At 62.7% G+C, this 14,297-nt stretch carries 14 protein-coding genes and 1 pseudogene; 12 read left to right on the top strand and 3 right to left on the bottom strand.

Annotated elements, in window-relative coordinates:
- The gene (locus tag GUY40_RS02800) at nt 1-1,347 is read right to left on the bottom strand and encodes a class II 3-deoxy-7-phosphoheptulonate synthase (RefSeq protein ID WP_166567408.1); all 1,347 of its coding nucleotides are present in this window, start codon (nt 1,345-1,347) and stop codon (nt 1-3) included.
- Between the two features lie 160 nt (nt 1,348-1,507).
- Here GUY40_RS02800 and GUY40_RS02795 point away from each other — a divergent pair, with 160 nt between their 5' ends.
- The 3 genes and pseudogenes from GUY40_RS02795 (at nt 1,508) to GUY40_RS02785 (ending at nt 4,844) form a co-directional block, all read left to right on the top strand.
- Nucleotides 1,508-2,263, top strand: a complete 756-nt coding sequence (locus GUY40_RS02795; protein ID WP_166567442.1) for a spermidine synthase — start codon at nt 1,508-1,510, stop codon at nt 2,261-2,263.
- 327 nt (nt 2,264-2,590) lie between these two features.
- Nucleotides 2,591-4,286, top strand: a pseudogene (locus GUY40_RS02790) (DEAD/DEAH box helicase).
- A 93-nt stretch (nt 4,287-4,379) separates the two neighbouring features.
- A complete protein-coding gene (locus tag GUY40_RS02785) occupies nt 4,380-4,844 on the top strand; it encodes a DUF6708 domain-containing protein (protein WP_166567406.1) in 465 nt (154 codons plus the stop codon).
- A 288-nt stretch (nt 4,845-5,132) separates the two neighbouring features.
- On the opposite strand, the gene GUY40_RS02780 is transcribed toward GUY40_RS02785, so the two are convergent.
- A complete protein-coding gene (locus tag GUY40_RS02780) occupies nt 5,133-5,450 on the bottom strand; it encodes an EscU/YscU/HrcU family type III secretion system export apparatus switch protein (protein ID WP_166567405.1) in 318 nt (105 codons plus the stop codon).
- Nucleotides 5,447-7,012, bottom strand: a complete 1,566-nt coding sequence (locus tag GUY40_RS02775; protein WP_166567404.1) for a flagellar hook-length control protein FliK — start codon at nt 7,010-7,012, stop codon at nt 5,447-5,449. Before GUY40_RS02775 ends, GUY40_RS02780 begins: the two co-directional genes overlap by 4 nt.
- A gap of 152 nt (nt 7,013-7,164) precedes the next feature.
- Here GUY40_RS02775 and ccmA point away from each other — a divergent pair, with 152 nt between their 5' ends.
- The 9 genes from ccmA to ccmI are packed head-to-tail and all read left to right on the top strand — an operon-like array spanning nt 7,165 to nt 14,118.
- Entirely contained in the window at nt 7,165-7,797 is a 633-nt protein-coding gene (gene ccmA, locus GUY40_RS02770) for a cytochrome c biogenesis heme-transporting ATPase CcmA (protein WP_166567403.1), read from the top strand.
- Entirely contained in the window at nt 7,794-8,462 is a 669-nt protein-coding gene (gene ccmB / locus GUY40_RS02765; RefSeq protein WP_166567402.1) for a heme exporter protein CcmB, read from the top strand. Before ccmA ends, ccmB begins: the two co-directional genes overlap by 4 nt.
- 48 nt (nt 8,463-8,510) lie before the next feature.
- Nucleotides 8,511-9,287, top strand: a complete 777-nt coding sequence (locus GUY40_RS02760; RefSeq protein WP_166567401.1) for a heme ABC transporter permease — start codon at nt 8,511-8,513, stop codon at nt 9,285-9,287.
- Nucleotides 9,284-9,460: a heme exporter protein CcmD gene (gene ccmD, locus GUY40_RS02755; protein WP_166567400.1), complete on the top strand. Its 177-nt coding sequence runs from the start codon at nt 9,284-9,286 to the stop codon at nt 9,458-9,460. Before GUY40_RS02760 ends, ccmD begins: the two co-directional genes overlap by 4 nt.
- Nucleotides 9,457-9,924, top strand: coding sequence for a cytochrome c maturation protein CcmE (gene ccmE / locus GUY40_RS02750; protein ID WP_166567399.1), 468 nt, complete (start codon nt 9,457-9,459; stop codon nt 9,922-9,924). Before ccmD ends, ccmE begins: the two co-directional genes overlap by 4 nt.
- A 19-nt stretch (nt 9,925-9,943) precedes the next feature.
- The gene (locus GUY40_RS02745; protein WP_166567441.1) at nt 9,944-11,917 is read left to right on the top strand and encodes a heme lyase CcmF/NrfE family subunit; all 1,974 of its coding nucleotides are present in this window, start codon (nt 9,944-9,946) and stop codon (nt 11,915-11,917) included.
- A complete protein-coding gene (locus tag GUY40_RS02740) occupies nt 11,914-12,450 on the top strand; it encodes a DsbE family thiol:disulfide interchange protein (RefSeq protein WP_166567398.1) in 537 nt (178 codons plus the stop codon). Before GUY40_RS02745 ends, GUY40_RS02740 begins: the two co-directional genes overlap by 4 nt.
- Nucleotides 12,447-12,923, top strand: a complete 477-nt coding sequence (locus GUY40_RS02735) for a cytochrome c-type biogenesis protein (protein WP_166567397.1) — start codon at nt 12,447-12,449, stop codon at nt 12,921-12,923. Before GUY40_RS02740 ends, GUY40_RS02735 begins: the two co-directional genes overlap by 4 nt.
- On the top strand, nt 12,916-14,118 hold the full coding sequence (ccmI, locus tag GUY40_RS02730; RefSeq protein ID WP_166567396.1) for a c-type cytochrome biogenesis protein CcmI: 1,203 nt from the start codon (nt 12,916-12,918) through the stop codon (nt 14,116-14,118). The genes GUY40_RS02735 and ccmI overlap by 8 nt, the downstream gene beginning before the upstream one ends.
- Nucleotides 14,119-14,297: the final 179 nt, after the last annotated feature.

The following is a 14,297-nucleotide window of genomic DNA, read 5'->3' as shown; positions in this document are numbered from 1 at the left end:
TCAGCGCTTCACTTGCTTGAGGGTTTCGGCAATCAGGAAGGCCAGCTCCAGCGACTGGTCGGCGTTCATGCGTGGGTCGCAGTGGGTATGGTAGCGGTCCGAGAGCGCGTCCTCAGTGATCGGCCGAGCGCCGCCGATGCATTCGGTGACATTCTGGCCGGTCATCTCGATATGGATGCCGCCGGCGTAGCTGCCTTCAGCCTGGTGCACCTGGAAGAACTGCTTCACCTCACTGAGGATCTGCGCGAAGTCGCGGGTCTTGTAACCGCTGCTGGCCTTGATGGTGTTGCCGTGCATCGGGTCGGAACTCCAGAGCACCTTGCGCCCTTCGCGTTCGACGCTGCGGATCAGCCCGGGCAGGTGCTCGCCGACCTTGTTGGCGCCCATGCGCACGATCAGGTTCAGGCGGCCGGGATCGTTGTCCGGGTTAAGGATGTCGATCAGGCGAATCAGGTCTTCGGTGTTCATGCTTGGGCCAACCTTGACCCCGATCGGGTTGTGCACCCCGCGCAGAAACTCGACATGGGCGCCGTCGAGCTGGCGCGTCCGGTCGCCGATCCAGAGCATGTGCGCCGAGCAGTCGTAGTGGTCGTTGGTCAGGCTGTCGCGCCGCACGAAGGCTTCTTCGTAGTTGAGCAGCAAGGCCTCGTGGGCGGTGAAAAAGCTGGTTTCACGCAGTTGCGGCGAGCTGTCCATGCCGCAGGCGCGCATGAACGCCAGGGTTTCGTCGATCCGGTCGGCCAGTTGGCTGTACTTCTCGGCCAAGGCGGAGTTGGCGATGAAGTCCAGGTTCCACTTGTGCACCTGGTGCAGGTCGGCAAAGCCGCCCTGGGCGAAGGCGCGCAGCAGGTTCAACGTGGCGGTGGCCTGGTGATAGGCCTGCAGCAGGCGGTCAGGGTCCGGCACGCGGCTGTGGGAATCGAAGCCGATGCCATTGACGATATCGCCGCGATAGGCCGGCAGGGTGATGCCGCCGATGGTTTCATCATTGGCCGAGCGCGGTTTGGCGAACTGGCCGGCCATGCGCCCGACCTTGACCACTGGGCAGCCGGCGGCAAAGGTCATGACGATCGCCATTTGCAGCAGTACCTTGAAGGTGTCGCGGATTTTCGCGGCCGAGAACTCGGCGAAACTTTCGGCGCAGTCCCCGCCCTGCAGCAGGAAGGCGCGGCCCTGGGTGACTTCCGAGAACTGGCGGCGCAACTCCCGGGCTTCGCCGGCAAACACCAGCGGCGGGTAGCTGGCCAGGGTTTCCTCGACCTGCAGCAGGCGGGCGGCGTCGGGGTAAACGGGTTGTTGCTGGATCGGCAGGGCACGCCAGCTTTCGGGGCTCCAGGGTTGGCTCATCACAGGCTCGGTTTTTCTTGGGATTGAGGCGCCATGGTAGCACCGGCGCCCTTGTCGGGCTGCAGGCAGCTGTAGGCAAGGTAAGCTGGCGAAGGTGAATTTAATGCGTGACCTGCTCACGCCGCTCACGGACAATTGCCGTTTTACCCTGGGTGATGAGATGACAGAGGAACGCGAGGAGCGTGTGCTCGCGCAAGTGCACGACGACTTCGGCACGATCAGGGTGCTGGAGGTCGGTGACTATCGCTTTCTCGAGTTCGGCGACGCTATCGAGCAAAGCTGCGTGTTCACGGCCGACCCCAGCTGGCTGGAGTACGACTACACCCGGGCCATGCTGATTGGTGCGTTATGCCATGAGCAGCCGGAAAGCGCGCTGTTCCTCGGTCTGGGCGCGGGTACGCTGACTCAGGCGTGCATGAAATTTCTGCCACTGGACGATATCGAAGCGATCGAGCTGCGCCCCGACGTGCCGCGCCTGGCGATTGAATACCTGGGCCTGGACGACGATCCGCGGCTGTATATCCGCATTGGCGATGCGCTGCAACTGCTCGACAGCGCCGAAACGGCGGACCTGATTTTCGTCGACCTGTACACCGACCACGGGCCCAATGTCGCGCACCTGGCCTGGCGTTTTCTGGAAGACTGCCAGAAAAAGCTCAACCCCGGTGGCTGGCTGGTGATCAACCAGTGGGCCGGTGACGATGGCAAACCGCTCGGCGCGGCATTGCTGCGTGGTCTTTATCACCGCCATTACTGGGAATTGCCGGTCAAGGAGGGCAACGTGATCCTGCTGGTGCCGGCGGATCTGGACCAGTCGCTGGACCTGGCCGGTGTCAGCGATCGGGCTGGCGTTTTGATGCCGCAACTGGGATATTCTCTCGAGTCGCTGATCAAGGATATCCGCCCGGCGAGCTGATCGACGGTGAACCGATTTAGCACTCCATACCGCAATGGGAAGCACTCCGGCGACCCATTGCACGCAACGCCTGCAACATACAGGTGTGACTTGCCTGTTTCCGATAAAAAACCCTGACGTAGATCTCGAATTCGGGTATAGTGCGCGCCGGTCTTTTATCGGACCAACGTAAAAGGTAGTGCAATTTCCCGAAGACAACTTCGGCTGCGTGTCCGCACAACGGACTCTCCTTGACGTTCCTTCATTCAATCGTTTTCGCAAATCCCCGCCGACAAAGCTGCCAGGGTGACTCTAGCGAGTCTTACACGGCATGCGCAGCTTTGGAGCATGGGTCTTTGCGGATGCACTTAGAGGCAGACCCATGACCCAGGAACTCGGCGGCTTCGCCGCTCTCGAACTTCACCCAAGTATTGTTGCTGCAGTAGTAGCCACTGGCTACGAAGAGCCGTCGGCGATTCAGCAACAATCGATCCCGATTATTCTTGCCGGTCACGACATGATCGGCCAGGCGCAGACAGGTACCGGTAAAACCGCTGCCTTCGCTCTGCCTATCCTGCATCGGATCGACCCGAGCAAGCGCGAGCCGCAAGCCCTGATCCTGGCGCCAACCCGCGAGTTGGCGCTGCAAGTTGCTACCGCATTCGAAACCTACGCCAAGCAAATGCCGGGCGTTACCGTGGTAGCTGTATACGGTGGTGCCCCGATGGGCCCACAACTGAAAGCCATCCGCAACGGCGCGCAAATCGTCGTCGCTACCCCTGGCCGTCTGTGCGACCACCTGCGCCGCGACGAGAAAGTCCTCACTACCGTTAATCATCTGGTACTGGACGAAGCCGACGAAATGCTCAAGCTGGGCTTCATGGATGACCTGGAAGTCATCTTCAAGGCCATGCCTGAAACTCGTCAGACTGTACTGTTCTCGGCCACCCTGCCGCAGTCGATCCGCGCGATCGCCGAGCGTCACCTGCGTGACCCGAAGCACGTCAAGATCCAGACCAAGACTCAGACCGTTACCGCGATCGAGCAGGCTCACCTGCTGGTTCACGCTGACCAGAAAACCTCCGCTGTCCTGCGTCTGCTGGAAGTGGAAGAGTTCGACGCCCTGATCGCCTTCGTGCGTACCAAGCAAGCGACCCTGGACCTGGCCAGCGCGCTGGAAGCCAAAGGCTACAAGGCTGCCGCGCTGAACGGTGACATTGCCCAGAACCAGCGTGAGCGCGTCATCGACTCGCTCAAGGATGGCCGTCTGGACATCGTCGTCGCGACCGACGTTGCTGCTCGTGGTCTGGACGTACCGCGCATCACCCACGTATTCAACGTGGACATGCCGTACGATCCAGAGTCCTACGTTCACCGTATCGGCCGTACTGGCCGTGCTGGTCGCGAAGGCCGCGCGCTGCTGCTGGTCACCCCGCGCGAGCGTCGCATGCTGCAAGTGATCGAGCGTGTGACCGGTCAGAAGGTCGCTGAAGTTCGCCTGCCGAATGCTCAAGCTGTTCTCGATGCTCGCATCAAGAAGCTGACCACCAGCCTGGCGCCGCTGGTTGGCGACGCTGAAGCGACTCACGGTGATCTGCTCGATCGCCTGACCGCCGACATCGGTTGCAGCCCGCGTGCCCTGGCCGCTGCCTTGCTGCGCAAGGCCACCAACGCTCAGGCCCTGACCCTGGAAGCGGTCGAGCGTGAGCAACCGCTGGTGCCGAACAGCGCACCGCGTGAGCGTACCGGTGACCGTCCAGAGCGTGGTGAGCGTGAGCGTCGTGCGCCAATGCCGCTGGGTGAAGGCCGTGCTCGCTGCCGTACCGCCCTGGGTGCTCGCGACGGCATCGCCGCGAAAAACCTGCTGGGTGCCATCCTCAACGAAGGCGGCCTGGCCCGCGAAGCGATCGGCCGCATTCAGGTGCGCGACAGCTTCAGCCTGGTCGAGCTGCCGGAAGAGGGTCTGGAGCGTCTGTTGACCAAGCTCAAGGACACTCGCGTGGCCGGTAAGCAGTTGAAGCTGCGTCGGTACCGTGAAGACTGATCTGCGCTGAATAAAAAATCCCCGACTGGTTCGGGGATTTTTTTAGGGGTCGTTCCAGCTGTCATATTGACGGGCATCTGGATGACCTGCTGGATGCTCAAATCAACGATCGCTGCCCCCCGTGACTTGCCCCTGCGCTTCAACCGCATTCGCAGAAAAATCTACGCCTACAACTTCAAAGACCGTTGGTGGAACCCCTTCGAACGCTGGTACGTCGCACCGGTCGCTTATGACTGGTCGCAGGTACGCGCCGAACGCTGGAGGCAAAACAGCGCCACCGCGCAAGGCGGAGTCATCATCAGAATGGGCGTTATGCTCTCTATCGTTAGTCCGGGAACAAACAAGGTTATCGACCGCTTCCACCTGAGCACCATGGGCGCCGACGAACATGCCTGGGCCTACATCTGTACCTACATGCAGAAAGGCCCCGAGGCACTGCCACCACCTGACCCACCCCAGGACCACAACGACGTGCCCTGGTACAACCTCGCCATGCGCCTGGCACCCAAAGTCCAATGGCCGGAAGACATGGATCGGGAATCGCGCAGCGCACCTTGAGGTTGAGGAAAAGCGTCTACCCCGACAAGTTTTTTGTCGCGTGTGCGGGCCTCATCGCTAGCAAGCTCTGCTCCCACACAGACTGTGTGAAAACCCTCGTGAAAAATCGAACTGCGCGTTCCTACTTAAATTCTGAAAAGGATCGGCTGGTGTACAGACCTGAAATTTACGTAGCGACGCGATTTTCAGATCATTTTTTAACCGGCCACTCGGACGCTGAGGTTTTCACACAGCCTGCACAGGCGCACGGTTCAGTTTCGGGGCTTGCCCGCGAATGCCGCCCCGCACTCATCGGCCGGGCGTGATGTCCCGTTCCACCCCCGGTTCCTGCATCGCAGACCCTACCGGTACCTTGCCTTTCAAATACCAGGCAAAGGCAATGATCTCGGCAATGGTGCGGTACAGCTCTTCCGGTATCCGGTCGCCCAATTCCAGCCGCGCCAGCAGTTTGACCAGTTCGGCGTTCTCGTAGATCGGCACTTCGCAATCCCGGGCAATCGCCAGAATGGCCTCGGCCAGGGCATCGTCGCCCTTGGCCGTGAGGGTCGGGGCCTGCTGGCCGTCGTAGCTCAGGGCGATGGCCTGGCGCGGTGCTTGTTCTGTCATGCGGTTTCATCCACCCAGCGCTGTTGCAGTTGTGTGCGCGGCCCTTGGGGCGGCGTGCCTTGATGGCAGTCCAGTTCGGCCACGGTCAGGCCGCACGCCACCAAACGATCTCGCAAATAGCCCAAATGGCCTTCGATCAGTTGGGCCGTGGCCGGGTGTTCGGCCCACAGCTGGCTGGACAGGCTGCCGCGGACCAGTTGCGCCTGCACCTGCAGCGGCCCCAATGGGTGAACGTCGAAGGCCAGCTCGACGCGCCACAACAGTTCCTTTGCGTCGCGCCGTTCACGTTCGGGGTGGGCTTGCTGCTCCGGGGTTTCTTCGCGTTGCAGCTTGACCTGCAAGGGCAGGATGTCTTGCTGCGAACGCAGGGGGATTTCCAGTTGCCAGGTGGTCAGCAGGTTGCCATCGGGCGTGGTGCCGGTCTTTTCCAGGCTGCTCAACTGGTGAGTCTGCAAGCGGGAGACCGCCGCGGCGGCCAGTTTGAGCAAATGTTCGAGGTCGCCGTCGCCGGCATTTTTCAGCAACCGTGTCGGCAGCGGAAAGCCGCCCGCCGGGCCGCGTGGGCCGACCTGGCCCAGCATGCCCAAGGCATTGCGGACCATGCCCGGCAGCACCTGGGCCAGTGTGCTGCCGACGGCAGCCGGATTGAAGGTGGTGTTGGCCGGCAGCCCCGGCAGAATCTGCGCCACCAGCCTCAGCAAATGGGCTTTGAGGTCGGTGGCCTGCGCCGTGCCGCCGCCGAGCAGGTTGGCTTCCAGGAATACCCCGCTGTTGGCCATTGCCTGGGCCACGCCACGGGCATCGGTCAGCTTGCTGATATCAGGCAGGCTGGCCACCAGCTTGTCGGCTGCGGCGCGCACCTCGGCGGGCAGGGCGTCAGCTTCCTCTAGCCGTTGCAAGGCGTTGAACAAGCCCTGCAGCGAGCCTTGGCGGCTCCCTTGGGCGCCAAGGTTCTGCACCAGCGCCAACTGGTCGAGCCGCCCGCTCAGCGGCATGAACAACAGCGCCTGGGGGCCTTGCACCTGGGCGCTGAGCAGGCTGCCCAAGGCCAGCGGGCGAGGGCTGTCCAGGCTCAGGGTGGCGCCGGCCTGAGCGGTATTGAGCAGGCTCAGCAGCGCGCGATACAGCGGTGGTTGGCCGGCTGTCTGAGGCAGCAGTTGCGAGGTCAGTACCTTGCCCTGCAGCAGGGTGCCAACCGGTAGTTGCTTGAGGTCCAGGGTGGTCAAGGCGGCGACGCTGGAGTGGGTCGACTGCTGCTGCAGCAATGCCAGGGTGTCGCTGGAAGTGCGCGTCACCGCCACTTGGGTGCCTTGCAGCAGCGGCACCAGGCTCGAGGCCTGGACGTTGGTCTGGCGGCCGTTGGCCAGGGTCAGGCGCAGCAGCAGTTGAAAGTCCTGTGCGGTCTGTTTCAGGTCCATCACTTCGGCGCTCGCGCTTTCTCCGACCGCCAGCAACCCAGGCAGCGCTTGCAGCAGTTTCACCGGCTCGCCCGCGACAGCCGGCGAACGTGCCGCAGACGCCGGCGGCAGCGGTCTGTTGAGGCTGTTGATCTCACCTGTCATGGCTTCAAAACCTGTGAAAAATTGACCTCTCGGCCAAAGGACATGAGCTGTATAATGCCGCCCGAATCAGCCCCCGGAGCGTCTCCGCTTCCACTGTAACGGCCGGGCGGCGGCTGACTTGAACCGTGCAGCAAAACCAATAAGGCGAACCCGTGACTCCTCATCTCCAAGCCGTGGCGCTGGCGTGCGAGCGCGACTGGCGGATGCTCTTCGAGAACCTCGAATTACAACTGAACGCTGGCGACATGTTGCAGATCAGTGGCCCCAACGGCAGCGGCAAGACCAGCCTGTTGCGCCTGCTGTCCGGATTGATGGCGCCGACCCACGGCCAGGTCCTGCTCAATGGCCAGCCGTTGGCCGAACAGCGCAGCGAGCTGGCCCGCGGGCTGTTGTGGATTGGCCATGCTGCCGGTATCAAGGACCTGCTCACCGCCGAAGAAAACCTCGCCTGGCTCTGCGCCCTGCACCAGCCGGCCGGGCATGAGGCCATGTGGCGGGCGCTGGAGGCGGTCGGCTTGCGCGGTTTCGAAGATGTTCCCTGTCACACCTTGTCCGCCGGCCAGCAGCGCCGGGTGGCGTTGGCGCGCCTGTACCTTGACAGCCCGCCGCTGTGGATTCTCGACGAACCCTTCACCGCCCTCGACAAACAGGGCGTCGCGCAACTGGAGCAACACCTGGCTCGCCATTGCGAGCAGGGCGGGATGGTCGTGCTGACCACCCACCACACCCTCGGCCTTGTGCCTGCCGGTTATCGGAATATTGATCTGGGGCATTGGTCCGTATGAGCGTTTTTGCGTTACTGGTCAGGCGTGAAGCGCGGCTGTTGTGTCGCCGCCCGGCAGAGCTGCTTAACCCGCTGGTTTTTTTCGCCATCGTGATTGCACTGTTTCCACTGGCGGTCGGTCCTGAGACACAATTGTTGCAAACTTTGTCACCTGGCCTGGTCTGGGTCGCCGCGTTATTGTCCGTTCTCCTCTCGCTGGATGGGCTTTTTCGCAGCGATTTCGAGGACGGATCGCTGGAACAGTGGGTGCTTTCGCCGCACCCGCTGGCACTTCTGGTGCTTGCCAAGGTACTGGCACATTGGGCCTTTTCGGGCTTGGCATTGGTCTTGCTTGCACCCTTGCTGGCACTAATGTTGGGCTTGCCACCGGCGTGTTTGCCGGTATTGTTGGCTTCCCTGCTACTTGGCACTCCGGTGCTAAGCCTGCTGGGCGCGGTTGGTGCCGCGCTGACAGTGGGATTGAAACGCGGTGGCCTGTTGCTGGCACTGCTTATTTTGCCTTTATACATCCCGGTATTGATCCTCGGCAGCGGCGCCCTGCAGGCAGCCTTGCAAGGTATGCCGGCCACCGGTTACCTGCTTTGGCTCGGCAGTTTGACGGCCCTGGCGGTAACCCTGGCACCCTTTGCAATAGCGGCTGGCCTGAAGATCAGCGTTGGCGAATAATAAAGGAGCCGGGCCCCGTGCCCCGGCCAAGACCCTGGATCAACCGTGATGAAGAACAGCGCAATAAGCTGGACGTGGTTTCATAAACTGGGTTCGCCCAAGTGGTTCTATGGCATCAGCGGTCGCCTGTTGCCCTGGCTGAGCATTTCAGCTGCCGTGTTGATTGGAGTTGGCGTGGTCTGGGGACTGGCCTTTGCCCCTCAGGACTACCAGCAAGGCAATAGCTTTCGCATCATCTACATCCATGTACCGGCCGCCATGCTGGCCCAATCCTGCTACGTGATGCTGGCGGTGGCGGGTGTGGTCGGGCTGGTCTGGAAAATGAAAATCGCCGATGTCGCCCTGCAATGCGGCGCACCGATCGGCGCCTGGATGACCGCCGTGGCGCTGCTCACCGGGGCCATCTGGGGCAAGCCGACCTGGGGCAGCTGGTGGGTCTGGGATGCACGACTTACGTCGATGCTGATCCTGCTGTTTCTGTACTTCGGTCTTATTGCCCTGAGCCAGGCGATCAGTAATCGTGAGAGCGCGGCCAAGGCCTGCGCGGTGCTGGCGATTGTCGGCGTGATCAATATCCCGATCATCAAATACTCGGTCGAGTGGTGGAACACCCTGCACCAGGGCGCCACCTTCACCCTGACCGAAAAACCGGCGATGCCGGCCGAAATGTGGCTACCGCTGTTGCTCACGGTGCTGGGTTTCTACTGCTTCTTCGGCGCCATGCTGCTGGTGCGCATGCGCCTTGAAGTCCTCAAGCGTGAAGCGCGCAGCAGCTGGGCCCAGGCCGAAGTGTTGCGGACCTTGGGGCAGGAGGCCGCGCGATGAGTTTTGCGTCGTTCAACGAGTTCCTGGCCATGGGGCATCATGGTCTGTATGTGTGGTCGGCCTATGGCATCTTCCTGCTGGTGCTGGTGATCAACATCACCTTGCCGCTGCACTCCAAGCGTCGTTACCTGCAACAAGAGGCGCGTCGTCTGCGTCGGGAGAACAGCAAGTGAATCCGCTGCGCAAGAAACGTCTGTTTATCATCCTCGGGCTGCTGGCCGGCGTCGGCATCGCCGTGGCCCTGGCGCTCAGCGCCCTGCAACAGAACATCAACCTGTTCTACACCCCGACCCAGATCGCCAATGGCGAAGCGCCGCTCGATACTCGCATCCGCGCAGGCGGCATGGTCGAGAAGGGCTCCCTGCAACGCTCCGGCGATTCGCTGGACGTGCGCTTTGTGGTCACCGACTTCAACAAGTCCGTGCCGATCACCTACCGCGGCATCCTTCCGGACCTGTTCCGTGAAGGGCAGGGCATCGTTGCCCTCGGCAAGCTCAATGCCGAAGGCGTGGTGGTCGCTGACGAAGTGCTGGCCAAGCACGATGAGAAATACATGCCGCCCGAAGTGACCAAGGCGCTCAAGGAAAGCGGCCAGGCTGCTCCGGTCTCTGAGCCGGCACCGGCCAAACAGGGGTGATGCCATGACCGCCACATTGATGATTCCGGAGCTGGGCCACCTGGCCCTGACCCTGGCCCTGTGCTTTGCCGTTGTCCAGGCGACGATCCCGCTACTGGGTGCCTGGCGTGGCGACCGCCTGTGGATGAGCCTGGCTCAGCCGGCCGCCTGGGGGCAGTTCACCTTCCTGGCCTTTGCCTTTGGCTGCCTGACCTACGCCTTTATGGTCGACGATTTCTCGGTCGCCTACGTGGCCGGCAACTCCAACAGCGCCTTGCCCTGGTACTACAAGTTCAGCGCGGTGTGGGGTGCCCACGAAGGCTCGCTGCTGTTGTGGGCCTTGATCCTCGGCGGCTGGACCTTCGCCGTATCGATTTTTTCCCGGCAATTGCCCCAGGTGATGCTCGCCCGCGTGCTGGCGGTGATGGGCGTGATCAGCATCGGCTTCCTGCTGTTTCTGATCATGACCTCCAACCCGTTCGAGCGGATCCTGCCGCAGGTGCCCGCCAACGGGCGCGACCTCAATCCGCTGCTGCAGGACATCGGTCTGATCGTCCATCCACCGATGCTGTACATGGGCTACGTCGGCTTTTCGGTGGCCTTTGCTTTCGCCATCGCGGCACTGCTGGGCGGGCGCCTGGACGCCGCCTGGGCGCGCTGGTCGCGGCCTTGGACCATCGTCGCCTGGGCCTTCCTCGGCATCGGCATTACCCTCGGCTCCTGGTGGGCTTACTACGAGCTGGGCTGGGGTGGCTGGTGGTTCTGGGACCCGGTGGAAAACGCTTCGTTCATGCCTTGGCTGGTCGGCACGGCGCTGATTCACTCGCTGGCAGTCACTGAAAAACGTGGCGTGTTCAAGAGCTGGACCGTGCTGCTGGCGATTGCCGCGTTTTCCCTGAGCCTGTTGGGTACCTTCCTGGTGCGTTCTGGCGTGCTCACCTCGGTCCATGCCTTTGCCTCGGACCCGGCCCGTGGTGTGTTTATCCTGATCTTCCTGCTGTGTGTGGTCGGCGGTTCGCTGACGCTGTTCGCCCTCCGTGCGCCGGTGGTCAAGAGCCAGGTCGGCTTTGGCCTGTGGTCGCGCGAAACGCTGCTGCTGGGCAATAACCTGGTGCTGGTGGTGGCGGCCTCGATGATCCTGCTTGGCACCCTGTACCCGCTGGTGCTCGATGCCCTGACCGGCGCCAAGCTGTCGGTCGGCCCGCCGTACTTCAATGCCTTGTTCGTGCCATTGATGGGCCTGTTGATGGTGGTGATGGCGGTGGGCGTGCTGGTGCGCTGGAAAGACACCCCGCTGAAATGGCTGAGCAGCATGCTCACCCCGGTATTGATCGGCAGCGCGGTCATTGCGCCGCTGGCAGGTCTGTGGGTCGATGATTTCGATTGGCCGGTACTGACCACCTTCGCCCTGGCAGCCTGGATCGTGCTGGCGGGTGTGCGTGATGTGCTCGACAAAACTCGCCACAAAGGCCTGATCAAGGGTATCCGCGGCTTGAACCGCAGCTACTGGGGCATGCACGTGGCCCATATCGGCATCGCGGTGTGCGCCATGGGCGTAGTGCTGTCGAGCAACAACAGTGCTGAACGCGACCTGCGCCTGGCGCCGGGCGAATCGATGGAGTTGGCTGGTTATCAATTTGTGTTCGAAGGCGCCGAGCATTTCGAAGGCCCGAACTTCACGTCGGACAAAGGCACCGTGCGGGTCCTGGAAAAAGGCCGGCTGGTCAGTGTGCTGCACCCGGAAAAACGCCTCTACACCGTGCAGCAATCGATGATGACCGAAGCCGGCATCGACGCGGGCTTCACCCGTGACCTCTACGTGGCACTCGGCGAGCCGCTGGGCGAGGGCGCCTGGGCGGTGCGGGTGCACGTCAAGCCGTTCGTGCGCTGGATCTGGTTCGGTGGCTTGCTCACCGGGCTGGGTGGTTTGCTGGCCGCGCTGGACCCGCGCTATCGGGTCAAGGTCAAGAGCCGCGTGCGTGAAGCGCTGGGCATGAACGGAGCGACTGTATGAAGCGTTGGATGCTGTTGTTGCCGCTGGCGCTGTTTCTGGCGGTAGCGGTGTTTCTGTACCGGGGCCTGTACCTGGACCCGGCCGAACTGCCTTCGGCGATGATCGGCAAACCCCTCCCGGCCTTCTCGCTGCCGGCCGTGCAGGGCGACAAGACCCTGACCCAGGCCGACCTGATTGGCAAACCGGCGTTGGTCAACGTCTGGGGCACCTGGTGCATCTCCTGCCGGGTCGAACACCCGATGTTGAACAAGCTGGCCGAGCAGGGCGTGGTTATCTATGGCATCAACTACAAGGATGACAACGCCGCCGCGCTGAAGTGGCTCAGCGAATTTCATAACCCTTACCAGCTTGATATCCGCGACGAGCAGGGCACCCTCGGGCTGAACCTGGGCGTTTACGGCGCGCCGGAAACCTTCCTGATCGATGCCAAGGGCGTGATCCGTCACAAGTTCGTCGGGGTGATCGACGAGACCGTCTGGCGCGAACAACTGGCCAGCCTGTATCAAGGCCTGGTCGACGAGGCCCGGCCATGAGGCGCTGGCTTGCGGGGGCCGTGCTGAGCCTGAGCCTGGCCGGCGTCGCCCAGGCGGCGATCGACACCTACAAGTTTGCCAGCGACTCGGACCGCGAACGGTTTCGCGAACTGACCAAGGAACTGCGCTGCCCCAAGTGCCAGAACCAGGACATCGCCGACTCCAATGCGCCGATTGCCGCTGACCTGCGCAAGGAAATCTTCCGTATGCTCGGCGAAGGCAAGAGCAATCAGCAGATCATCGACTTCATGGTCGATCGCTACGGTGATTTCGTGCGCTACAAACCGGCGCTCACTTCGCGCACCTGGCTGCTCTGGTTCGGCCCGGCTGGCCTGTTGCTCGGCGGCGCCGTAGTGATCGCCGTGATCGTGCGCCGCCGCCGCGCCGAGCTGCCGATCGGCGACACCGACCTCACCGATGCGCAACGTCAGCGCCTCGCCCAATTGCTGGACAAAGACAAAACCCATGATTGATTTCTGGCTTGCTGCAGGGTTGCTGTTGCTGGTGGCCTTGAGTTTTTTGTTGATCCCCGTGTTGCGTGGTCGCCGTGCCCAGCTGGAAGCCGACCGCACGGCCTTGAACGTGGCGCTTTATCAGGAGCGTGTCGCAGAACTTGCAGAGGAACGCGAGGAGGGCGTGCTCAGCGATGCGCAGCTGGAAAGCGGCCGGGCTGAAGCGGCTCGCGAACTGCTGGCCGACACCGAGGGCGCACAAGAGGTGCGGGTTTCTCGTCTGGGCAAGCCGCTGCCGATTCTGGCGGCCGTGCTGGTGCCGGTGCTGGGTCTGGGCCTTTATCTGCATTTCGGGGCCAGCGACAAGGTCGAACTGTCCCGCGAATTCGCCCAGGCGCCGACCTCCATGCAAGACATGACCCAGCGCCTGGAGCGGGCCGTGGCTGCCCAGCCGGACTCGCCCGAAGGCCTGTATTTCCTGGGACGCACTTACATGACCCAGAACCGTCCGGCCGATGCCGCGAAATTGTTCGAGCGCACCATCGCCCTGGCAGGTCGCCAGCCCGAGCTGCTCGGCCAGTGGGCCCAGGCGCGCTATTTCGCCAATGGCAAACGCTGGAGCGACGAGCTGCAGGCGCTCACCGATGAAGCCTTGAAGGCGGATCCCAAGGAAGTCACCAGCCTGGGCTTGCTCGGTATCGCCGCCTTTGAAAGCGAGCGTTATCAGGACGCTATCGACAACTGGACACGCTTGCTGGAACTGCTGCCAGCGAACGACACCTCGCGTTCGGCGCTCGAAGGCGGTATCAAACGCGCCAGCGACAAACTGCTGGCCAGCGGCGGCAGCGTCAAGGCGGCGCCAGCGCTGGCGTCCGAAGCGCGAATGAAGGTGCGGGTTGAATTGGCGGCGAGCCTGAAGGCCAGGGTCAAGGCGGACGACAGCGTGTTCATCTTCGCCCGGGCAAGCTCCGGGCCACCCATGCCCCTGGCGGTCAAGCGCGTGACCGTCGCGGACCTGCCGATCGAGGTGGAACTCAGCGATAGCGACGCGATGATGCCGCAGCTCAAACTGTCCAAATTCCCCGAAGTGCAGCTGGTGGCGCGGGTATCCCGCGCTGGGCAGCCGACCAAGGGCGAATGGATCGGCCGCAGCCAGCCGCTGGCCAGCAGCACCACGGCATTGCAACACGTCGTGATCGATACCCCCGAACCCTGAGAAACCACGCGGCATTTGTAGGAGCGGACCCGGCCGCGATGGGCTGCGAAGCAGACCCCAGGGCCGCTGCGCGCCCCATCGCGGCCGGGTCCGCTCCTACAAATGCCCCATCGCTAGATAAAGATTCCCATCCCCCGGCCGATACCTTCAAATCCCCAAGTCCATTTCGGCCCCACGCC

The sequence above is a fragment of the Pseudomonas sp. R5(2019) genome, assembly GCF_009905435.1.
Classification (GTDB): domain Bacteria; phylum Pseudomonadota; class Gammaproteobacteria; order Pseudomonadales; family Pseudomonadaceae; genus Aquipseudomonas.
This window is presented reverse-complemented; position numbering and strand designations above follow the sequence as displayed.